Here is a 22,755-nt window from a genome sequence, read left to right as displayed (position 1 = left end):
TATAGTATTAATCTAAAAATTGTTGTATGAAAAAAGTATTTTTTTTAGCAGCCATCATGATGATGGCAATTTCAGCAAACGCACAAGGGTTTGGTGATGATGATGGAGGTAATGGTTTCGGCCTCGACAAACGTAAGAATGTCGTTTCTATTGGTATCAAGGCTGAAGGCAATTTCTCGTCCATGAGCAAGTACGATGACGTTGATCTCGGTCTGAAGAGTGGCATTGGCTTTGGAGGCGGTGCTGTGATTGCGGCCCATTTTGGCAAGCGTACACAAGGCAGTGACCCGGGAACAGGTCTGTTTGGCATCCAGATTGAACCAAGCTATGTTCAGCACACCATTGGCACGAGTAGTGACGACATCAAACTCTCGTATTTCGAGGCTCCTGTGTTGATGAAGTTCTATCTGACTCCTAACTTCAATATTGAGGTAGGTCCCAACTTCTGTGGCACTCTCTCGTCAAAGCCTGATTATATCTATGCTGAGAATGCTCGCATAGCAACGGGCGACATCAAGGGATTCGATGTCAAAGCGTGCATAGGTGCCAGCTACGAAACAAAGAGCGGTATGTTTGCCAGCCTTCGTTACAACTTAGGAACGAGCGATGTGTCCAAGAACTTCAAAACAAAGGTCAGTGCCATCAGCTTATCCGTTGGTTATAAATTCAACATCTTTAAGTTCTAATTAAAAAATATGGTTATGAGAAAATATATATCAATGATGGCTATTGCCATTGCAGCGGTTTTCGCTACCTCCTGTTCCAATGACGAAGTGGAAATTTCTCAGGGCATCGCAGTTAAAGTAGATCCCTCTAATGTTATTGCTCCTTTTACGTATGAGATAGTCGCCGGTGAATTGGAGTCGTTTGGTACTTCTTATAAGTTGCGTACAAGAGTTTTGGCATATAATGACCAAGGACTCCTTGCAGCTGAAGCTACAGATTACTTGACAAATTATGCCAGTATCATGAATTCTATCTTGTATTTACCAGAAGGCAATTATACGCTGCTGGCTATTACAGATGTTGTTGAACGTAAAAATGAAGCCACGAGTTTTGAGTTCTGGACAATGACTGGTGAAGACAATATCAACACTTTAAAGCTGTCAGATGCGGGATATATTGGTGGAAAGAACAAAATACTCGGTGTGGCCTCGAAAAATGTATCTGTCAGTTCTGGTTCAGAAGCATTTACGTTGAATCCCCAGGCTGCGGGTGCATTAATCTTGATAGAGTATCTCAATATCCATCAATTCTCAAATGTGACTGAATACAAACTCCAGGCGAATAGAACATGTGATTTCCTCGCTTTCAATAGTAATGGACAATATGTAACGACCCCTGAGAATAAAAACAATCAATACAGCTGGCGACTCACCTATATTAATCCGCAGGAAAGTAGCTTTGCAAGTATTAATTCCACTTATAGGTATTCGTTCTCTTTCCCCATGAATAACGTTAGCTATAGGTATGTTTATTCAACTAGTAGCGTAACTGATGAGGCTATTACTCCTGATCTTACAATTTATTCGTTGAAAGCTGGTGATGAATATGTATTCATTCTGGATTTGTGCGACGAGGATTATAATAATGGGGTAACATATTATTATGGCAAGATTAATGGCACATCAAGCGCTAGACAAAACGCTCCTGCAAAGAAAAACGTCTCAACTCCAAGTCCACAATACTCAGTTCCAAGTTCTCCTGTTAAGAGTATGAGAGTGCTGGACTTATTGGAAAAACTGTAAATAGATGCGGTTTCGATATTCATTATCGATAGTTACTGCTATACTCCTTTTTGGATGTTCCTCCCCTGATGATTTTCAAGGAGAGGAACATCCTTATGTGGATAAAAGTGCAGAGTTGAATGCTGCTGAATGTCGTTGGATTTATCAGCAGATGAATCATTACTATTTGTGGCGTTCTGAATTGCCCGACTCATTGGAATGCGATTACTCTCTAGAGCCCTCGGAGTTTTTCAAAACCCTATTATCACCTAAGGATCGCTTTTCCTATTGCACTCATAACACCAATTACTCTGGTCCTACTTCTATTGTTTTTGACGATGGGGGCGATGCTCCATATACTTCTATGACCCGTAGTGACGATGAACGTTCCGTATTGCTGGACTCTATATACCATGTTGCCGACAAGAAAGTAGGTTATTTATGCTATTTGAATTTTTCCAATGCTGTTGAACTGGTGCCTGTTATGAAGAGGTTTTGGGAAGAACAGATTGATGAATTGATTGTAGACTTGCGCTTTAATCCTGGCGGCTACGTCTCTGTTTGCCGGTATCTTTGTAACTGTGTGATTGCACAAGAGGCCTATGGACACGTCTTTCAGCATAAGGTATATAATGATGTCGTAACTGCTGAGCTGTTGAGAAAGACCGGACAGGACAAAGAGTCGGAAAACTACGAATATCCACCTCTTTCTTATGAAGGATTATTGGGCACCCCTATTTATCCTCTAAACATGCAGCGTGTATATGTCTTAACCTCAAATCGCACGGCATCAGCCAGCGAAGCCTTTATCGTGTGTTTAAGACCGTTCACTAAAACTATCGTTATTGGTGAGCAAACTGTTGGAAAAGGCGTGGGTTCATTCACTGTCAAAGAGTCTCAGTATTTTTATGAACTCCATCCTATTACCATGAGGTATTATAACGGTGTCATGGAGACTACGCCTGATGAAGGCTTCACCCCAGACTTCTTGGTGCCAGGAGGTTCTAAGACGTTTGTTGGCGACATAGGAAAAATTGACGAGCCGCTCTTGAGTGTCGCCCTGCAACAGATTGCTCAATAAAAAAAGAACTAAAGACTATGAATGCAACTATTAAGACAATCGTATTATTGATTCTTTGTCTTGGTCTGTGGCAACCATTGACAGTGCCAGCATGTGCACAGAACGACAAGGCGCAGCAGTATCTGCGCGATGCGCAGCGGTATAATGAAGAGGCAGAGAAGTATGAACGGGAGGCACAGCAGTTAACGGAGAAGGCGAACAACTATACCCGTCAAGCTGAGAAGTATGCCCAGAAGAAGGACTATAACCAGTCCCGCTTGTATACCAATTGGGCTAATGATGCCATGTCGAAGGCCCAGCTCCGTCTCCGTTGGGCAAAGGAGGCTCGCGACAAGGCTCTCCTCAGAATGAAGTGGGCCGAAGACGCGATGAAAAAGAGGTAAGGTATTCACATCTGATAATCTCAGTCAGGTGCGGATGTTGATTGCTGCTGATTATAAGATGGTAAGGCTTACCCTGCGGCCTAATCCTTGGAATATCTTTAAGAGTGTAGAGACCTGTATATCTGTATGTCCGTTCTCGACACGTGAGATATAGCTTTTCTTTGTCCCAATCTTATCAGCTAGCTGTTCCTGTGTAAGGCCAGCCCTTTGGCGTTCCTCCTTAAGACGCTCTCCCAATATGAAAGCATCGGCATCAGCATCAAACTCCATTCTTGCTGGGGTTCCTTCTGCACCAAAATCTTCGGTAATGAAATCTTCAATCGGTGTAAGATTCAGTTCCTTCATTTCTTCTTTTGTCATATTATTCTCCTTTCTTGTTTTTACTTTCAAAATATTCGTTCATAATCCGTTTCGCCTTGTCTATTTCACCTTGTGGCGTCTTTTGGGTTTTCTTCTGGAATCCATTAAACAGAATCACCAGATTGCCCTCATCGAAACAGCAGAAGATACGATAGATATTGCCATCATCTTCAACTCTGATTTCATATAGTCCTGCTACTCCCGCTATTGATTTCAAATAGGTAACTGGAATGACATCTAATGTCATGATGTAGAGGAATATCTGGTATATCTTTTTTAATGTTCGCAGTGACAGCGTCTTTTTGAACTCCTTGAAGTAGTCCTTATAAGCCACCATCTGCCTTTTATATTCTTTCTTCGGCATTTTGCTCAATTTTTCTGCAAAGATAACTAATTAGTGAACATTCTCCAAATATTTTCGCAGAAAAATTCATGATGTAGTTGAAATTAATATTAAAATGCAAGAAGAATTGCATAGGCGGTTCACCAAAAGCAGTGTAGTCTTCTTACAAATAATCTGCCAATTATTTGTAAAGTTCAGATATATTTTTTATCTTTGCAGCCAAAGAGAAAACGGTTGAAGATGAAGAAAGCGATAATAGTCATTTATTGTCTGCTGGGCCTCATCTCTGTTTGCCAGGCCCAGGACCATCTGCGCATCCATTATAAGAATGGAACGCAAGCCGATGTGCCCCTCGCCCAGATAGACAGCATCACGTTTGTGGAGGGGAGCAGCGTACCCGCAGAGCCTAAGCTGGAAAGCAGCTGGTTCTGGGGCAGTCAGGTGCAGGGCTATTATGAGCTGCTGACCATCAACGAAGACCACACCTATACGGGCTACGATTATTTCTTTACATATGGCTTCGACACGATGACATACGGCTTTTGGGCGCAGATAGGTGCGATGCTCACCATGTCGTCGAACGGCTTTGGATACCAGCGACGCTACAACTGGTATATCACGGAGCTGACGGCCAACGTGCTAAGCGTCATGACCAACATGGGACCGTTTACCTACTACCGGGTTCAGCCAGAGACGCTGAGTCTGCAGGTGTCAGGCACGCTGGCATGCGACGAGGGTGACTCCTTCACCTTTGCCGATGGCGTGACGGTAGCCATACAGGACGGCAAGCTGGTTGGCCTGATGGCTGGCGAGACGTATGTCCTCAAGTACCTCAATGCCATCAAAGGTATCGTAGCATATAAAGTCGTGGTCGTGTAGCATTGAACGAGATTTATTAATTCCAAAACCTAGAACCAAGAATATGAAAGCAAAACAAATGATTACCTTACTGGTCCTGGCCATGTTTAGTGGTATGTGCTGGGCCCAGGGTCCTGCGTCGGCTATGCCAGCAGAGGCAGCTAACAAAGGACAGATGTTCCAGTTGAAAGACGTGAAGATGGCGCGCAGTGGCGAACAGTGGTTCAAAGTCACCACCGACATCAACTGTCACAGTCAGTATCCCCCACTCCACAAGATGATAACGCGCGTCCTCTTTGGCAAGGAGAAAGAGTGTAGCTCGCTGGACAGTGCCATGCAACGTCATATGGCGGAGTACGACGAGGTGGTCAGCCCGACGGGTTTTGACCGTCCCGTGGCACAGTTTGAGGAGATCAAGGTGGCGTTCAGGGGTGGTGACGAGAAGCGATTCCTGAACTACCACGTCAGCTATATGCAGTTGACCATGCAGGACAAGGAGAGTGTGCAGAAGAACCGTGAGCGCAGCATGGTCTACGACGTGGTGCACGGCAAGATGCTCACCCTCTCGGATGTGTTTATCCCCTCTGTGGCCACGCGCATGAAGAACGAGACGAAGAAGCTGCCCATACACATCAACATGAACGGCCAGAGCATCCTCATCGCCTGTAAGGACAATGGTGAGTGGAAGGAGAACAACCTCGTGTATCACGAGAATCCCGAGATCTTTACGGACAAGTTCAAGGAGCTCGTGGACTGGTCGCAGGTGGACCGCCGTCATCAGACCCTTGTGCTCGGTTACCACACCGACGACCCTATCGCCAAGGATGGTGGACCATATTATGACGCTCCCAAGGTGGAGCAAGCCCCCGCTTTCATTGATGGCGAGGAGGCCATGAAGAAATGGTTTGCTGACAAGAAGAACCCCTTATATACCGCCATTGCCGACAATAGCAACGTACGCGGCATGGCCACCTGTTCCTTCATCGTCGAGGCCGACGGCACTGTCACCCATGCCAAGGTGGACAAGTCCGTCAACCCCGCCCTTGACCCCGAGATTGCCAAGGCCATCGCCTCGATGCCCAAATGGACGCCCGGCATGCACGAGGGCCAGGCTGTCCGAGTGAAATGCACCCTCTACGTTGAGATCAATCTGAACAACAAAAAGGTGAATGTCAGCCTCACCCAGCCCGCTCCTCGCTGGGGCTTCGGCTTCGGTCCGTTCTGATACACAGATATAGAATGAAATACCAAAAATCGCAATTTATTGTGATTTTGCTTGGAACTTTCAAATCTTTTTCCTATCTTTGCAGCGAAATCACAATATAATGTGAAATAGCTATATGAATCAGAAGGAGATTGGAACTATTATCAAGGAGCGACGTAAGCACTTGGGGGTCAACCAGCAGACATTGGCTGACTTGGCAGGCGTGGGCATCAACACCCTTGTTGCCATTGAGCGTGGCGAGGGTAACCCTCAACTCTCTACCCTACTGACTATCCTCGAAACCCTTGGTCTGACAATCGACCTCCACATCAAAAGATTGACGTATGAGGCAGTGTAAAGTGTTTGTACACGACAAAGAAGCCGGTGTGCTGCAAGAGACAGATGACCGCCATTATATTTTCGCCTACCGTGATGACTATGATGGCGAGCCAGTCTGCTTGGCTATGCCTGTACGAAAGGCTCCTTATCAGGCGGATTTCCTTTTTCCTTATTTCTTTAACATCCTCTCAGAAGGCGCCAATCGTCAGTTGCAGTCCACATTATTGCATATCGATGAAAACGACGACTTTGGCATACTCTTAGCTACGGCCCAGAACGACACCATCGGTGCAGTAACCATCAAACCTATCAGCGCATGAACGAACTGAATGTTTGTCCTTCCACCCTCGCAGAAGGTTTTAAGACCTACTCGCCAGCGGCCCTCAAACTGATGTTTGATGGTGTCCAGGTGTCACATGTGCTCTCTTTTAATAGTCCTAACAACGAAGAGGCAGAAGATGGGGAATATGCTAAGCACGTAGGACGCGTGTCGCTATCAGGTGTTCAACCCAAAGCAGGACTGGTTGTTAAAGACCAGCAATTGGTAAGACCATCTATCCAGGATCGGAGTCGTTACATTCTGAAACCAGCACCGACTTCGTATGCCTTGCTGGAACGTAAGGACTGCCCTGCCAACGAACACCTGAGCATGCAGATAGCCTCGCAGGTCTATCATATCGAGACTGCCCCCAATGCCCTATGTTTCTTCAAAGATGGAGAAGCGGCCTATGTCACACGTCGTTTTGACGTTGCTCCTGATGGCAGCAAATACCAGCAGGAAGACCTTGCCTCCTTGGCTGGGCTGACCAGGGCCAATGGTGGCAGCGACTATAAATACAGCAATCTGAGCTACGAGGAGTGTGCAGAGATTATTGCAAGATATACGACTGCTCCAAGTGTCGAGGTGTTGAAGTTCTTCCGCATCGTTGTTTTCAACTACCTGATTCTCAATGATGATGCCCATCTGAAGAACTTCTCACTCATCAATCGTGGCGATGGCGAGTATCATCTGGCACCTGCCTACGACCTCATCAATACCAGCCTTCACCTCTACGAGCCCCGAATCTTTGCTCTCGATAAAGGTTTGTTCCGTGAAGGAATGCAGCTATCTGATACACGGACAGTCAATCGAGCTGATTTCGAGGAGTTTGGTCGTCGTATAGGCCTGGCTTCTCGTCTTGTAAAACGAGAACTAAACCAATTCGCCACCGAACAGCCCTTAGCCAAGGAACTCATCAACCGTTCGTTCCTGTCAGAAAAGCTCAAGCATTACTACTGGCAGTCCTATAACTACCGCCGTGTTACGTTGACATTCTGATTCTTTATGTCACAACAAAAAACCTCAGTCTGCGGAATGCGGACTGAGGTTTCATTGATTTTGGGAGGAGGACTACTGTTCGAGCTTCAAGGGCGTGAGAGTTAAATACTCAGCACGGGCGTCGAAACAGGGACAGTCCTTCTTGACCCAGGGAAGGTCGCGATGACCAAGGATGCGGGCATCGGGGTAATCGACCTTCAGAGCACGAAGCAGGGCGATGAGGGCTCGTTTCTGGGCAGGGGTTCGGGTGTCGGCAGACCCGCCATTGGCATCGAGGCCACCCTCATAGCAGATGCCGATGGAATGGGCGTTATAACGACGGGCATGGGCACCGATCATCTCCTCGGGGCGGCACTGGTGCAGTTGGCCGTCCTTGGTGATGTAGTAATGGTAGCCCGTGGTCTTATAGCCCCTACCCTTGTGGCATGCCTCGAGGTCCTCGGGGGAAAAGTCTTGGGTGACTTTGGTGGCGGAGCAATGGATAATAATTAGGTCTATTCTTCTCATTTCACACAGTTATAATCTCACACAGAAATCACAGAAATCACGGAAATTTTATTACTGAATAAGAGGGGCACAGTCCTGGACGGCGAGGGTGCCGAGAATGGTGCTGGCGATAGTGACAAGGTACTTGGCTACCTTAATGACTTTGTTCCAATTGATTTTCATTTCACACAAAATAATATCAAAAGAAATACGTTTAATTAAAGGTCACACAGATTACACAGATTACACAGATTTTTTATTCCTTCGGAATCATGACAGAGAACGAACTAACATACCAAATACGTGGGGCTATATTTGACGTGTACAACACGTTAGGCCCAGGACTCTTGGAGTCCGTTTATGAAGAAGCCTTATGTTTTGAGCTCCAGCAGCGTGGCTTACAAGTAGCCAGGCAACTGGAGGTTCCCATTAACTACAAAGGGAACGTTCTCAAAACTGCTCTTCGTCTGGATTTGCTCATCGAGAATACGATTATCGTAGAGCTAAAGTCAGTCGAAGAGATGAAGCCAGTGTTTGCAAAACAACTGCTTACATACCTAAGGCTTCTTGATAAACATATGGGCCTTTTGGTGAACTTCACAACAGATAACATCAGGGAGGGCATCATTCGCATAGCGAATTAAATCTGTGTTATCTGTGATATCTGTGTGACATAAAAATAAAGAGCTCAGTGAGAGGCTAAGGGAAAGGGAAGGGGCTGGATGATCAGGCTACTTTCATGCCCGTATATTGAACTTGTTTCAGCGTGACAGCTGACTGGGTGGGCATAGCATCACCCCGGAATCTATCCTCTTTCCACTTTCCTCCTTCCTCTTTCCACTTTAATTGTACCCGTCATCTCCTGATCCACCGCCGGGGTTGTCGCCGCCGCCGGAGTTGCCACCGGTGTTGTCACCTCCAGTTCCAGAGGTTCCGGAGTTTCCACCGGTGTTTGAGCCACTGCCACTATTCGTGCCATTCGAGGGATTCGTGGATCCATTACCCGAGTCGTCAGACTCTACGTTCATGGCGTTGTCGTGGGTTTCCTCGAAGACAACATCCTTCAGCATGGTGATGGCGTTGACGTACTTCTGCTTCACGGTACCATTGTCCAGTTTCTGCTGACCTACAACGACGCGGGTGGTCTCGGGCTGGAACAGTACACGGCGGGTGGTGATGGTCTGGGCGCCACAGTCCTCGAGCCTGGTGACACCAATACTTGAGAAGCCTACCTTGAAGATGCCAATGCCGTCGAGCTTGATCTTCTGGCCCATCTCGAAGAAGTGCTTGAAGGCTTCGCCCAGTTCCTGGAGCACGGCCTTGATGTCGCTCTTCTTCACTGAGGCCTGGCGCTGGATGAAGTCAGAGAGCTCCTCAGTACCGATGAAGTGGTTGTCGTAGACAGCCTGTGCGAAGTACTTGCCATAGGCCTGGCTGAAGCTGTTCTTGTTTTGAGACTTAATAAATTTTTGAGACATAATTAAAAAATTAAAGAATTGAAGAATTAAACTTCGTTTGAACCTGCTTTCGCTCAACATTCTGAATGCTAGCCTTCGACTGTATTCGCTTAATCGCAGATTTATGTTATACTGATCCGGATAGTCTTAACGGGTTGTCGAGATAGTCTTAACGAGGTGTTCGGATAATCTCTATACCCCCAAAGGGATTATTTCGACGGGTCGTTCAGATAGCCTGAACACTTCATTCGAATGGTCTCGATGGACCAAAGGTCCCAGGGGAACGACGTCCTGATTTCATTTGCAAAGATACAATATTTGGAAAGGGCGTTGACAAGATTTGACAAGTTGCTCACACAGAAAATAATATTTTTTTAAGGACACACAGTTTTTGGGGAAGCTAAACGTCAATGCAGTACTCTTCTGAGAGGTATCTGACGATGTGGGGAGGCAGTTTCTTGGTGTAGAGGGTGATCCCCATGGACTCGAGGACGAGGCGGCGGGACTTGAGAAAGCGGTAGAAGGTACTATATGATACTCCTGCGAGTTTAGCAAGCTCTGATTTTGAGTAGAATCTCAGTGGATCGTATTGGGTTTGCATATTAATCTATGGAATTTGTGACTGTGTGACCCTCGAAGATATAATCAACGAGATCGATTTTGCGGGACTTTTGGTCGGGATTGGCATGGAGTTCGAGGATGGGAGAGACACGGATAGGATTGTGCTTGGGCCAAAAGAAAGAGCGCATGACTTGTTGGGCTGCATCGTACCAGCAACGGAAGGCAGTACCATCAGGGTCTGTATCAGGAAAAAGGATGACCTTGAAATAACGAAGGGGCAGAAACTTGTTAACCTGGACTTCATGCATGCCGCCTGCAGCCAGCCAGATGTACTGGGGATAAAGCTCAGAGAGAATCACGGCAGACTTCTCGGCCTCAACAACACAAACCACGGGACTATGCTTGAACACGGATTGCACGGATGAAACGGATGCGCTTTCTGAACACGAATTACGCGAATTACACGAATATCTTTCCGTGGTTTCCGTGATTTCCGTGTGACATAATAAATGCGTGCCAAAGAAGACATGAGTGGGCTGGAAGGTATCTTGGGGTACGCCATAGTACTGTTTGAGCAGATACATGACCCACGTGGCATTACGATGCTTCAGGCGGTGACAGTCAGGGCCATACCACATCAGCTTGCCATCGTGCAACTGCCCCAGCTGGTCAATCTGCCAGTAGATGACAGCATCGTCCTTTGAACGACCGAGACGATAGCGCCAGGCGGCGTGAACCATCTGCCGATGAGTCAGTAGGCCCGACCGGACAACGGCACGACAGAAGCTGCTCTTTGACGAGAGACGCTGCGCCCACAGAGGGCGAGGATCGGTAGGCCGGGGAACGAGGCCGTGGATGTGGAGCTGGCCGTTGACTGTGCTGACGACCAAGCTCAAAGACTGGCCTATGGATTTAAACGAATGAACGAATAGATTTTTGATTTTCATTTTCATCACGATTTATTTTCGAATTGAACGGATAAGGTCTTTGTGTCCGTCCTTCCTTCTACACCCCTCTTACTATAGCCCCATCTCTCTTTTAAGAGAGAGGATGGGGACTATATAGAGAGGGGGTTAAGAAGGGAGAAGGACGACCACAATACGACCATTGCGAGCCATCGTGCTCTGCACCACACGCTGGTCAACCGCCAGGTCGTAGACTTTCTCGTAATACTTGGGCTGCTGGATGCCGCTCAGGGCCATCACCTCTTTCTGCAGGGCATCGGGTGGCAACGACGGCAGACCGGTCATCGCATCTTGGAACAACGCACGGAGATTCCACTCCCATGGCTGACGGGCATTGTCCTCATGACGGATGATATACTTCTGGTTGAACGTGTCAGCCCTCTCAGTCTTAATCTGATAGGCATCCGGCTTGCTGCTCTTAAACTGACCATTGTTGTCGCGAGGCTGATAATTGGGCTTGCCGGTGACTCGGGGCAGGCCATTGTCATCGATACGGTAATAGAGCTTCTCCTGGATGTGATATTTTCGGGTGAGCGTCTGCTCTACCAAGAAGACATCCGTATGCTCTATCTGCTCGCAGTAGTACACCTCAAAGGCCTTGTGCAGGATCTCGGTGCCGAGCCAGCCGCGCAGGTTGCGCTTCTCGCCAGAACGATTCAGGTGGATGACCACGGTGATGTTACAGTCGTACAACGAAGCCATCTGCATCAGTTGGTCCATCACCTGAATAGACGCCTCAGAGTCGTTCACGCTGGGCAGCAAGTCGCTCACATTGTCAATAATCACCATGTCGGGCTTGTATGCCTCGATGCCGGCCACCAGCAATTCCATACGCTCCTGGTATGTGCAGGCTCTGACGTTGAAAACAAAGAAATTGCTTTCGATGTCGGCGTCTTGTGCCACGGCGCTCGAGCTTTGCTCGCTTGCCAAAGGGCCACCAGGATTCGAAGATACATGAGGCCCAACCAGTTTGAAGACACGGTCAGCAAGAATGGTCTTTGTCGACTGCTTGCTCTGCTCTGTGTCGTACCACATCACTTTCAGCGGCTCCTCGCGGATACGTTCCAGTTCGAGCACACTTTTCTCGGCACAGCAGGCCATGAGCATCGAGGTAAAAAACGTCTTTCCACACTTCTCCAGACCAGTAATAGTGGACAGGTCACGGCGTGGAAAACATGGTTTACCAAACAGTCGCAGGAGGAACTCCTCGGGCGGTACTTGCGTGTCGGACATGATACGATACTTGTCCAGTTTTACAACCAATGGCGATACGGGAGAAGCCTCGCCAGCTTGGCAGAGTTCCTCCTCAATGAGATTCTTTTCTTTCATAAAGATAATATTTTACTTTTTAGTCATTACATGCTAAATTTTTTTAAACTTTTGCCCGGACATTGCAAAGTTCGGAAAAAAGTTGTAACTTTGCACACGAAACGTTCCAACATTGTTGGGACGAAATAAGTATTAATTAACACTTAACCTGTTAATATTAAAGAGTTTTGACTTATGAAAAGATTCTTTTCAACACCGCTGACACTGAAGTTCCTTCAGGCCTTTGTCGGCTCCGATGTGAAAGGCGTCTCTGTACGTGTTCTCAAGCAGCATCATGTCAGCGAGAAGACACGCGCGAGAGTCTAAAATGGTGAAGTCATCAGACTTCCGCAGTTCTACAACGTATTCAGGTTCGCCCTGCTGAGCAAGCGATCCAGGTGGGAAAAGCTAAAACTGGTCATGCAACTGATGGACCAGCTGGAGCAAGACTATCACAGCGTCTACCCCGATGACCCGCCAGTACTGGAGGAGGGTTTCGAAAAGGCACTACATCAGATGGTGACGAAGTGATTTTTCGAGTTTTTCTTGGAAGATAACGAAAAAATGACTATTTTTGCAGCGGAACTATTACCTAACACAATGGGCTTATGGAAATAGACGGAAAGACCTATCTGTCACGCGAGGAGTTCTTCAAGGAAAAGGGGACGCCACGCTTTGAAGTCATGCCACTGGATGTGAACCTGGCGAGGGCTCAGTTTGAGTTGCAGAAACGCATTAGGCAGGACCTGACGGAAAAGCAGAGCTGCGAGGAGGGCTTTGAAATGAAGAGTCCCATACTGCAGCTGTCTATGGTCACCATCCAATGCCACAAGGTAAGAGGTACTGACGACATCTTTGACCTCGTGATGCGCGTGGCAGACAAGGAGCATCAGCATGTGGCTCTGGCCTGGATCACCATGGGCGACATCAACAGAATAGAACAAGAGATCGTCTCCAACCAGTTTTTCATGAAGTGCAAGCTCTGGCTCGCATGGTTCGACTATGCCATCAAGACCTACCCTACCGAAAAAGGCCTCCTCTACTATTGGACCGAATGGCAAAAGGCGCCACCCGATAAAAACTGGTATGCCCATGATGTGGATGTTTACGGCATCAGCTCCCGTCAGTCACACGAGCTGTTGTGCGGTCTGAGATGTCGAGCAGAGCACCAACAGGAAAGGGACAATCTGTTCCGCAGCAATGCCGTGATTCGCGTCCAATACCCGGGAGCCCCAGGCCGAGAAGACGAATTTGAGTGTATGTCCATGGAGCTGCGCTGCTACGAGCGGGGGCAGATTGACTTAGTGGGTTATATCTGGTTCCTGCAGTTCGACTTCACCCGAAAGACCACCCGCATCATCATCCACTCCTTCGACAGCATCGACAACTGCCTCACGTGGCTGGGCCGTAAACAAGCCACCTATGAAGACTGTTGCCTCCGAATGGGAGAGCTACTCATGTGTGGGGAATCCTATTGAATAATCGTATAATCCATCGATACAAACGTAATAATTGTAAGCTTATGAAAATCAGAAGGACTTTTGTACTCGTATTGACTTTGATAGCTGTATTATCATTGTTTGTACATTGTAAAAGTAATAATGACGAGCAACCCGAAACGGAACAAGGAATAATTAGTAGTGCAGACTGGGAACAGACCACAAAAATGGAATACAGGTTTGGAGATGCCTCTGTGGCACCACAGTATCACCGCAGTTACACCATTTCAATTTCCAGCAGCAAGAAGACAATCACCATTGATAGCTATGGTGACGTGCTCTTACAGCGACAATACGACAACACCGCAGAGGAGTATCAGAAGTTTAGAGAGGCTGTTGCTGAAAAAGGAATATCCAAACATGAGGAGACAGAAGTCTCCGGTTGTACAGGCGGCAAGACAGAATATGTCCGATTATACAAAGGTGATGAGATGTATTTTGACGCATACGTGTACCATTGCGGTGGTGAAGACACCGGAACATTGGATCTTCCTGAGGGAACGTCATATCTGTTCAGAAACATAATCCCCGAAGATGTTAATTCCCTTATTGAATCAACGATGCAATAGCCATAAGTGGTACGTTACCCGTCCTTGGCGGCATCAGTTTTAGTTTATCTACTGATTACATTTATAAAGAAGTCTAAATGATGAGATTAATTAGATTAATTATAATTCTTTTGATTGCCTCGTACGGATTGACAGCAAACGGACAAATTCAGAAAGGATATGTCAAGACAAAGGGACGAATGCTAAATGGCAAGCATATTCCTGGTCAAGGACTACCTGGATCTACCGTAAAAATACAAGGTGGCAATAGTATAGGAGTAAGGAATACTAATGGATCATTCTCGTTCATAGTGCCTAAAAAAAACTACATGGTGGAGTCTGTACAGAAAAAAGGTTACGAGTTAGTAGATGTGGATGCAACGAAAAAGTTATATCAGCAATCTGCCAATCCAATTTATCTAGTAATGGAAACACCAGAACAGCAACGCTCGGATATTTTGGCAGCAGAACGTAAGATACGTCACTACTTACAACAACAATTAACGCAAAAGGAAGATGAGATAGAGGCTTTGAAAACTACAAAGGCAGAGAAGGACAGTTTGTTTTGTATCCTCTATCAGCGACAAACTGAGAATGAGAAACTGATTGCGGAAATGGCCAAACGTTACTCTACACTTGACTATGACCAATTGGATGAATTCTATCAGAAAGTCTCATGGTTTATTGAGAATGGCGAATTGACCCATGCAGACTCACTTTTGCGCACCCGTGGAGATATTCATACTCAAGTCCAAAACATCTTACAACAGGGGCAAGCCATCCTAGAGCAGGAAAACCAATTGCAGCAGGCTAAAACAGTTCACCAAGCAGACATCGAAGAGGTTGCGCGACGTTGCGACAGCTTCTTTAAAGCTTTTTCTGTTATGAATTTGACTGACTCTGCAGTATATTACATTGAATTGCGGGCAAAATTGGATTCCACAAACGCAGAATGGCAAAATGCTGCGGGGGAATACATCTGGGATTATTACCGTTCATCTAATTATATGCTAGCATGGGAATACTTTAATAGAGCTTTGCATTATTCAGTCGAGGGTTCTCCAATAAGTATCAGTGTATGCTGCAATTTGGGAAAAGTATTGACTTATGTTAATAAATATACCATGGCTATGAGAAGCTTAAATCTTGCTTTGGAGATGGCTCTTGACTTGAAAGAAAAAGATAATCCAATAATACCAGTCATATACAATTCTATAGGTGATCTTTTTACGAAATTGGAAATATATCAAGATGCTATCTTGAATTATAAAAAAGCATTGGATTTGTATACAAAAATATATGGCAAGAAGCATGAGCATGTGGCAAGAACATTTTACAACATAGGTAAAATCTTTTATTTAACAGAAGATTATTATAACGCTCTAGAATATGAACTTAAAGCGCTAGAAATAATTAGTAAGATTGACAATATAAGTAGCAAGTTCGTTTTAATGGATATTTATTCGCTTATTGGAGATATTTATCAGGAGAAAAAGGATGAATCAATAGCATATGATTATTGGTACAAATCTAATGAAATAAGAACAGGATTGTATTCAAATGACTTTTTTTATAGAAAAAACCATATCGGAAGTGTACTGCATTCTAGCACAAAAAGGCTTCATGAAAAGGAAGAGGAAGAAGACAATTTGCAGGAACTATTACGTCTTTTGTTTGAAAATGGACTAGACTAGAGTCCGGTTGTTTTTTTGAATGCTAATTAAATCTTTAATTAATATTCCGGATGTTTTAACCGGACACTAGTGATACAGATTGTTGCATTTTCATTACGAAGTAATGTTATTTCTCAACTAATAATACCGGAATAACAGGTAGCGATTCCTTACCCCAACATACTAGTTTCACAAACAAATACAATCTTTTTGGCATTTTTCTGTCAAAAAGATTGTATTTTCATATTTTTTTTGTACTTTTGCTGCCAACAACCTAAAACGTTCCTATATGAACAGGAAATACAACATGAAGAAGTTCTTTAAAGATATATTCAATGACCAACTGGTTATTGAATGACATGATTATTCTTAATACGAAAAGACAAATTTTATAGATTATAGTACTATAAATATGGATACAAAAGAACAAAATAATACAGTTGAGACCATCAATGACAGGAATTGGAACATTCTGCTTGATGCTATTGACCGTGAGCGTGTGGTACCTATCATTGGTGATGAGTTTTTCTATATCAAAGATGAAGAGAGCGGAACTGATATGCGAATTGATACATTTCTTATAAGAGAATTATCACGCAAATTCAATATCAACGATGAGACAGTAGACTTCACAACAATCACCGACACAATTGATGTCGAAAATTTTAAAAACCGTCGTAATGCTGGCAAAAAGACTGACCTTTACTTTGAGATTGACTCTATTCTGCGTACGACAAGGGTACGCTGCCGAAACAACATAGAGGAATTTCTAGCCATAGGGAAATTCCCGCTAATCCTTACCACATCATATGTACCAGGACTAGAGTCTTCTCTGTATGCCACATTTGGCAATGTAGTAGTCAAGGTCTATGACAAATCCAGCCGCAATGACATTGATGGAACACTCTCTGCCAATACCCCAACCTTATATTATCTGTTTGGCAAAGAGAGTCGCATCAACAAATCATACAAAGTAACCGATGATGACTTCTTGGACTATCTCCACATGTGGCATAATATAGAGACACGTCCAGAAAAAATCAGCAAGTATTTGAGTGGTAAGTTTCTTTTGCTGCTGGGATGCAACTATCCAAATTGGCTATTCCGTTTCTTCTGGCATTCTATCCGCAATTTTTCGCTATCCTCTGCCACCAGTGAGATGCAGGGTGTAGTAACAAGGACAAAAGTTGGTGAAGACAAGGAATTAATGCGTTTCTTATCGCGCATTCAGACAGAAATTTTTGAGAATGGCAGTATTTTTATAAATGAGTTCATGGACAGATGGGAAAAGAGACAGGCCCAAAAACCTGATACTACCATAGAATCTAACGAGCAAAAAGCGGATAACGATGAAATAGATGTCTTTATCTCTTATGCCGATGAAGATAGGGATAAAGCCGCATATGTAGCAGAAAAACTGGAGGCTCTCGGTGCAAAGACATGGTTTGATAAAAGGGAGTTGAAATCATCCGATCTATACGAAACTATCATAGAAGAGAAGATATCAAAAGCCAAACGTTTCATGCCTATCATTTCAAGCACCACACTGATTCCCGGACGGCGTTTTTTCCGCAAGGAATGGGCAATGGCCATCAGAGAGATGGATTTCAGATATGGTCTACCCTATTTTGCTCCGGTGGTTATTGATGACAGTAACATTAACAGCGAGCAGATTCCCAAACCTTTCAGAGATGCCCATGCTATCAATATCAATGCAGAAGACTGCGAGATGCAATTGAAAAAACTGATACGTTCATTCAGATAAGACAAACTATGTTGAATAATCATAATAATCCTTGGTTGGGACTGGCATCATATGAGTATGAAGATGCCTATAGGTTTTTCGGACGTGAAAAGGACATGGCAGGACTGAAGGATTCTGTCTGTAACAATCTGACAACTACCATCTATGGCATATCTGGAGCTGGCAAGACATCACTCATCAATGCCGGCATGTGCCCTCTTCTGGAAGCAGATGGCTATCTGCCAGTACGCATCCGTTTGGTTCATGGTGGAGACAAAACATATAGCGAACAGATCATCAAAGCCATAAGCGATGCCGTTGTCAAGGCAAATGGTGAGATAGAAACGGTGGACGGGCTAAATGCCAAGACAACTGATGATAATGGGCAGAAAATGGATGTCGTACCAGAGTCAGAGAAACTTTGGTTGTTTTTCCACACCTCAGTTTTCTGGTCGGAGACTAACCACCACATATCTCCTGTCATCTTTATAGACCAGTTCGAAGAAATATTCACACAAAACAACAAAACAGATGTTATTCAAGATTTCTTCGATAGCATCAATGCGTTGCAATATGACGTACCGCCAACTGTAATGGCGCAATTGCTTGAGAAACAAGACAATTATATTGACCTAAACGAAGACAAAGATTTCCGACTGGTTTTCATCATGCGTGAGGATTTCTTGGCACGTCTCGAGGATTATGCCTACGACGTTCCAGCTCTACGCAAAAACCGCATAGGCATCAAGAGGATGAATGGCATGCAGGCACTCGATGTAATTTTGCGGCCCATGCCCGAAATCGTGAATCGCGAGGTTGCTCTCGGCATCATAAGCAAGGTTTCTGGACGACTGGTAAGAGATAATGAAGCTTTTCTTGAGAATCTCTCTATTGACACCTCCATCCTATCACTTTTCTGCTCTGAGCTCTATTACAAAGCTGCAGAACTGAAAAAGGATTGTATTACTTTAGAACTGATTGAACAGTTCGGCAGCAATATCCTTTCTTCTTTCTATGAAAATACAATGAAGTTGGTGTCGACTCGTACCATGGAATATCTTGAAGCACATCTGCTCACACGTAGCGGATTCCGAAATACTGTGGCTTTGGAAGACGTGCTAGAAAACGGCATCAAACGAACTGAACTGAATTATTTGAGTAACAAACGACTCATTCGTATAGAGACATCAGAGGGTACTGAGCGTATGGAGTTTACTCACGATGTACTGTGCTCTATAGCCAAAGAGCATCGAGACAAACGCCAAGCCAAGACTGGTAAGAAGTCAAGCATTTACAGAAACATTGGCTATATTTTCGACACTTCACTGACTTTATTATGCATTATGCTGATTTCCTTCAATGGTTACACTAGTCAGATTCTACCCAAGATGCTCCATTTTTATAAAGTAGAAACCATTTTTACAGCTATTGCTTTTCTAGCGATGTTGCTCATTGGATACTGCATTTTGCCCTATCGTTTCACAAAAGACCGCAATGCATCTTGGGTCTCTGCTTTGGCTTTTATCGGCAACATCTTCATATTTTTCACCTTGATATTAACAGATGCATTGGATTCCACCGCATACTTGACTAATGCCTTATTACTTATATGGTGTCTGTATCCGTTACTACATATTTTCAACTCGCTTCGTTTCAACAAGAAAAGAAGCATCGGGAAGGCACTTGATTATATAGTTCTTCAAAAGGTATATCGCGATTATTCAAGTCTTATTACTATCCTAAAATATGAGATATTAATCTTCATCACCTTTGTAGCTTTCCTCATTGGCCTCACGCTCAATGTCACCTATTCCATATTTGCCATACCTTTATTTGGTATAACATGTTTCACGATTATAAGTAGTCTTAACGGTTTAACTCGATTGTTTAACTGGCAGTCTGCAGTCACTTATCTGATACAAATCGTACTTTTAATTATTATTGTTCTTTCACAATTCTGGTTTGGTCATTTATGGTGGATGCTAAGTTGCTGGATACTATTGTTGACTACTGTCTATTTCTTTGTGAACAGTCGACAAAACAATGACACGTTGTTACAGAAATGCAGAAGAACGGGGATTCTCTGGAGCATAGCCTTTTTTATCATCCCTTTGCTTTCAATGGGTTACAATGTGTTTTCACTACCCGACTACGTCCGCACCCAAAATGGTGTCATCAATAACTATCAGACAGTCAGATTCATGATAGTAAAGGACAAGGATGGCCATCGCGGCGTACGTGACCGTAACAATTTGGTTATACCGGTCCTGTTCGACAGTATAGACAAAAGTGTATATGCTAACGTGGATTTCGAAAATAGCAGTGGGCTCAGTTCCTACGAAAACGACTATTTCACATATTCCAGTGATTGTGAAATAACGTTCCATACCACAATTAACGGCAAAAAGGAAGAATGGAACTGTTCTGATCACCTGGATATGGATAATATCTGCACAGACTTGATTACCCCAACTATGGAGTCATCCAGCACTTATAATCATCAGATAAAATACATACGCTATCTCCTGGCTCAAAATAATTCGGAGGTCAATTCGGAAATCCACGAAAGGATACTCGAAGGTTTCGTGTCTAATTTGATTAGCGACACACATTCACAATATATGAAAGCAGAGGTAGGAAGTAAGACTGAAGATTATTATCTAAAGTTACGGAATCACATAGACGAAAATGGAATTGCATATCTGGAACTATTAAAAAACGGGAAAGACAGCATATCATATTCGACTTACAAATCTGCCATCTCTGCCAGCTTAGGACTACTGTCTATGGACCCCGACGGGACAACCAGCAAACTGCTTCTCGACACGATATATCCTAAGTGCAAGAACATAGATGATTCATGTGGTTATTATATTGGTTTATCTTTCTTCAAACTATTTTCACGTGAATTTGTTGAGTCTGAGAAAGCATCACTTGCCGCATTAAGATTAGATTCTACACGAATGATTTTATACACCAATCTATTCTCTGCGCTATATTTCCAGAAGCGATATGATGAAGCATTCAAATTATTAGAGAAGTACAAGGATGTCAACTATGAGGATTATGGTTATATAAAACACGTTGGTTATGGCATTTGCGAAGACTTCCGCAAATACGTAGCCTATGGTATATACAACGATACGACGTCGCAGGAATATTTGAAACTAAAACAAAGCCTAATAGAGTATTGGAATTATCCCGATTATGATTTTGGGTATTATTTGGACAATTCAATAATCAAAATGCAGAAAGGATTTGGTGACGACATTGAGTATTGGTTCTTTACTAATAAAGACAAGAAACTGCTAACCCCACCTGTTGATTGGTATAATCGGCATATGGACGAGGGTGATAGCATATATTTCTATAGGACCCTTGATACACAAAAACGCGGTTTCTTCATGCACAATGGCACCATGTCAAGAACTATTGAAGCAAAATACGACCATGCATGGTTATTCTCTGAAAGACTGGCAGCTGTTGAGAAGGACGGCAAACTTGGCTTTATTAACAAAGAAGGAAGATACGCTATAGAACCCATATTTGATTATCATCTTGAAGAGGCTTCTGCGGGAGACGTGGTAGACTTCGTCTTTCATGATGGATATTGTCCCATGGTTGCAGCCCCAGGTAAACATGGACTGATTAATAAAAAAGGAGAATGGGTCGTCGAACCAGATTATTCATATATCAACAATCCTGTTAACGGATATAGGATTGTGCGTAAAGGCAAGAAATATGGGATTATGGACAGCCAGCTCCGTCTCGTATTACCTATAGATTTTTCATGGATTAATCAAGACCAAGAGGACAATACTATCCAAATAGAAGATTGTGTTTTGTATTATTCAGAGTTTCAACAATTAATAACTGCACAAAAAGCAAAATGAAATAAGTACAATCACTAGTGCCCGGATATTTTTTTAAGATTTTTTTCTTATATGATGTTTTTTTCGTAACTTTACAGCCGAATTATACCAACAACAAATATGAAACCGTCAGATTTTATACACCCTGAAGATGCGGCCGCTCTCCGACAAATGGAGGGTATACCAGGCTTTGCGGCCATCGTCAAGAAGATTCTATCCATAGGCATTGAGACTCTTCAATATGGCATGAACATGGCATCTACCATCAGATTATCTGAGAAACAGATGCCAGAGTTATATCATCACCTTCCACCCATTTGCAAAAAGATGGGAATCCCGGAACCTGAGTTTTACCTACAGATGAGTCCTGTGCCCAATGCCTGGACATCCGGTGACACACGTATCTACATCACCGTGACTTCCGGTTTAGTAGAAATGATGAACGAAAAAGAGTTGGACTCGGTCATCGCACATGAATGCGGTCATATTCTCTGTCGTCATGTACTCTATCACACAGTAGCACGATGGTTGAGTAGTGGTCTTGCCAACCTCGGCATTTTGGGCACCTTGGCCATCCCTGTCCAATATGCGCTCTGCTATTGGAGCAGAAAGAGCGAGTTGTCTGCCGACCGAGCTGCCAGCATCATCACCTCACCAGAGATCGTAGCCAGCACCATGGCACGCCTATCTGGCGGACCTAAGAGCATCACGGCAAATATAGACTTGAATGAATGGGCCAAGCAAGCAGACGAATATGATAAGATACAGAATGATGGTCTATGGAACAAAGCACTTCAGCTATCTGTCATCGCAGGTCTGGATCATCCATTCTCTGCAGTACGAGTACGTGAGATTCTGAAATGGGGCGACAGCGAACAGTATCGGATTATCAAAAACGGAGGAATACCGACAAATGGCTCTGCCAACTCAACATGCTGTCCGATGTGCGGAGCATCCATCCAGAATGGTTGGAAATTCTGTCGTAACTGTGGTCAAAAACTCTAAAACAATACTATTATGCTTTTCAAC

General features: G+C 44.3%; 23 protein-coding genes. 17 read left to right on the top strand and 6 right to left on the bottom strand.

Translation table 11 applies throughout. The features are described from left to right. Positions 1-26: 26 nt before the first annotated feature. From Q0R57_RS02305 to Q0R57_RS02290, 4 genes are all read left to right on the top strand, one after another. On the top strand, positions 27-686 hold the full coding sequence (locus Q0R57_RS02305) for an outer membrane beta-barrel protein (protein ID WP_294743518.1): 660 nt from the start codon (positions 27-29) through the stop codon (positions 684-686). A 15-nt stretch (positions 687-701) separates the two neighbouring features. Continuing rightward, positions 702-1,748, top strand: a complete 1,047-nt coding sequence (locus Q0R57_RS02300) for a hypothetical protein (RefSeq protein WP_294743516.1) — start codon at positions 702-704, stop codon at positions 1,746-1,748. A gap of 97 nt (positions 1,749-1,845) precedes the next feature. After that, positions 1,846-2,808 carry a S41 family peptidase gene (locus tag Q0R57_RS02295; RefSeq protein WP_294743513.1) on the top strand — a complete coding sequence of 321 codons (963 nt, stop codon included), beginning with the start codon at positions 1,846-1,848 and terminating at the stop codon, positions 2,806-2,808. Between the two features lie 17 nt (positions 2,809-2,825). Beyond that, entirely contained in the window at positions 2,826-3,191 is a 366-nt protein-coding gene (locus Q0R57_RS02290; protein WP_294743511.1) for a hypothetical protein, read from the top strand. Positions 3,192-3,242: 51 nt separating this feature from the next. Here Q0R57_RS02290 and Q0R57_RS02285 read toward each other — a convergent pair whose 3' ends face one another. Beyond that, the gene (locus Q0R57_RS02285) at positions 3,243-3,551 is read right to left on the bottom strand and encodes a helix-turn-helix transcriptional regulator (RefSeq protein ID WP_294743509.1); all 309 of its coding nucleotides are present in this window, start codon (positions 3,549-3,551) and stop codon (positions 3,243-3,245) included. Position 3,552: 1 nt separating this feature from the next. Beyond that, positions 3,553-3,915: a type II toxin-antitoxin system RelE/ParE family toxin gene (locus tag Q0R57_RS02280; RefSeq protein WP_294743507.1), complete on the bottom strand. Its 363-nt coding sequence runs from the start codon at positions 3,913-3,915 to the stop codon at positions 3,553-3,555. Between the two features lie 219 nt (positions 3,916-4,134). Between Q0R57_RS02280 and Q0R57_RS02275 the strand changes: the two genes are divergently transcribed. From Q0R57_RS02275 to Q0R57_RS02255, 5 genes are all read left to right on the top strand, one after another. Further along, positions 4,135-4,773, top strand: a complete 639-nt coding sequence (locus tag Q0R57_RS02275) for a hypothetical protein (RefSeq protein ID WP_294743505.1) — start codon at positions 4,135-4,137, stop codon at positions 4,771-4,773. A 43-nt stretch (positions 4,774-4,816) separates the two neighbouring features. Further along, positions 4,817-5,977 (top strand): energy transducer TonB, encoded by a 1,161-nt coding sequence (locus Q0R57_RS02270; RefSeq protein WP_294743504.1) that lies wholly within the window; start codon positions 4,817-4,819, stop codon positions 5,975-5,977. Positions 5,978-6,092: 115 nt separating this feature from the next. After that, on the top strand, positions 6,093-6,314 hold the full coding sequence (locus Q0R57_RS02265) for a helix-turn-helix domain-containing protein (RefSeq protein ID WP_294743502.1): 222 nt from the start codon (positions 6,093-6,095) through the stop codon (positions 6,312-6,314). Beyond that, entirely contained in the window at positions 6,301-6,615 is a 315-nt protein-coding gene (locus Q0R57_RS02260; RefSeq protein ID WP_294743499.1) for a HipA N-terminal domain-containing protein, read from the top strand. Before Q0R57_RS02265 ends, Q0R57_RS02260 begins: the two co-directional genes overlap by 14 nt. After that, positions 6,612-7,613, top strand: coding sequence for a type II toxin-antitoxin system HipA family toxin (locus tag Q0R57_RS02255; protein ID WP_294743497.1), 1,002 nt, complete (start codon positions 6,612-6,614; stop codon positions 7,611-7,613). The genes Q0R57_RS02260 and Q0R57_RS02255 overlap by 4 nt, the downstream gene beginning before the upstream one ends. A 72-nt stretch (positions 7,614-7,685) precedes the next feature. Here the strand turns inward: Q0R57_RS02255 and Q0R57_RS02250 are convergent, their stop codons facing one another. Further along, positions 7,686-8,120: an N-acetylmuramoyl-L-alanine amidase gene (locus Q0R57_RS02250; protein WP_294743495.1), complete on the bottom strand. Its 435-nt coding sequence runs from the start codon at positions 8,118-8,120 to the stop codon at positions 7,686-7,688. A 251-nt stretch (positions 8,121-8,371) separates the two neighbouring features. Between Q0R57_RS02250 and Q0R57_RS02245 the strand changes: the two genes are divergently transcribed. Then, positions 8,372-8,743 (top strand): GxxExxY protein, encoded by a 372-nt coding sequence (locus Q0R57_RS02245; RefSeq protein WP_294743494.1) that lies wholly within the window; start codon positions 8,372-8,374, stop codon positions 8,741-8,743. Positions 8,744-8,941: 198 nt separating this feature from the next. Here the strand turns inward: Q0R57_RS02245 and Q0R57_RS02240 are convergent, their stop codons facing one another. From Q0R57_RS02240 to Q0R57_RS02230, 3 genes are all read right to left on the bottom strand, one after another. After that, a complete protein-coding gene (locus Q0R57_RS02240) occupies positions 8,942-9,577 on the bottom strand; it encodes a DNA-binding protein (RefSeq protein ID WP_294743492.1) in 636 nt (211 codons plus the stop codon). Positions 9,578-10,158: 581 nt separating this feature from the next. Then, positions 10,159-11,064 carry a DUF6371 domain-containing protein gene (locus tag Q0R57_RS02235; protein ID WP_294743490.1) on the bottom strand — a complete coding sequence of 302 codons (906 nt, stop codon included), beginning with the start codon at positions 11,062-11,064 and terminating at the stop codon, positions 10,159-10,161. A 126-nt stretch (positions 11,065-11,190) separates the two neighbouring features. Continuing rightward, the gene (locus Q0R57_RS02230; RefSeq protein ID WP_294743488.1) at positions 11,191-12,411 is read right to left on the bottom strand and encodes an AAA family ATPase; all 1,221 of its coding nucleotides are present in this window, start codon (positions 12,409-12,411) and stop codon (positions 11,191-11,193) included. A 174-nt stretch (positions 12,412-12,585) separates the two neighbouring features. Here Q0R57_RS02230 and Q0R57_RS02225 point away from each other — a divergent pair, with 174 nt between their 5' ends. The 7 genes from Q0R57_RS02225 to Q0R57_RS02195 all read left to right on the top strand — a co-directional run bounded on the left by Q0R57_RS02225 (position 12,586) and on the right by Q0R57_RS02195 (position 22,731). Continuing rightward, entirely contained in the window at positions 12,586-12,717 is a 132-nt protein-coding gene (locus tag Q0R57_RS02225; protein ID WP_294743486.1) for a hypothetical protein, read from the top strand. A 281-nt stretch (positions 12,718-12,998) separates the two neighbouring features. Continuing rightward, positions 12,999-13,868 (top strand): hypothetical protein, encoded by an 870-nt coding sequence (locus Q0R57_RS02220; protein WP_294743484.1) that lies wholly within the window; start codon positions 12,999-13,001, stop codon positions 13,866-13,868. 44 nt (positions 13,869-13,912) lie between these two features. Beyond that, the gene (locus Q0R57_RS02215; protein WP_294743483.1) at positions 13,913-14,458 is read left to right on the top strand and encodes a hypothetical protein; all 546 of its coding nucleotides are present in this window, start codon (positions 13,913-13,915) and stop codon (positions 14,456-14,458) included. A 77-nt stretch (positions 14,459-14,535) separates the two neighbouring features. Continuing rightward, positions 14,536-16,131: a tetratricopeptide repeat protein gene (locus Q0R57_RS02210; RefSeq protein WP_294743482.1), complete on the top strand. Its 1,596-nt coding sequence runs from the start codon at positions 14,536-14,538 to the stop codon at positions 16,129-16,131. Positions 16,132-16,522: 391 nt separating this feature from the next. After that, positions 16,523-17,875, top strand: a complete 1,353-nt coding sequence (locus tag Q0R57_RS02205) for a toll/interleukin-1 receptor domain-containing protein (RefSeq protein WP_294743481.1) — start codon at positions 16,523-16,525, stop codon at positions 17,873-17,875. Between the two features lie 8 nt (positions 17,876-17,883). Next, positions 17,884-21,747 carry a WG repeat-containing protein gene (locus tag Q0R57_RS02200; protein ID WP_366516823.1) on the top strand — a complete coding sequence of 1,288 codons (3,864 nt, stop codon included), beginning with the start codon at positions 17,884-17,886 and terminating at the stop codon, positions 21,745-21,747. Between the two features lie 99 nt (positions 21,748-21,846). Beyond that, positions 21,847-22,731: a M48 family metallopeptidase gene (locus Q0R57_RS02195; protein WP_294743477.1), complete on the top strand. Its 885-nt coding sequence runs from the start codon at positions 21,847-21,849 to the stop codon at positions 22,729-22,731. Positions 22,732-22,755 lie beyond the last annotated feature (24 nt).

This window comes from uncultured Prevotella sp. (assembly GCF_946407605.1).
In the GTDB taxonomy this organism is placed as follows: domain Bacteria; phylum Bacteroidota; class Bacteroidia; order Bacteroidales; family Bacteroidaceae; genus Prevotella.
This window is presented reverse-complemented; position numbering and strand designations above follow the sequence as displayed.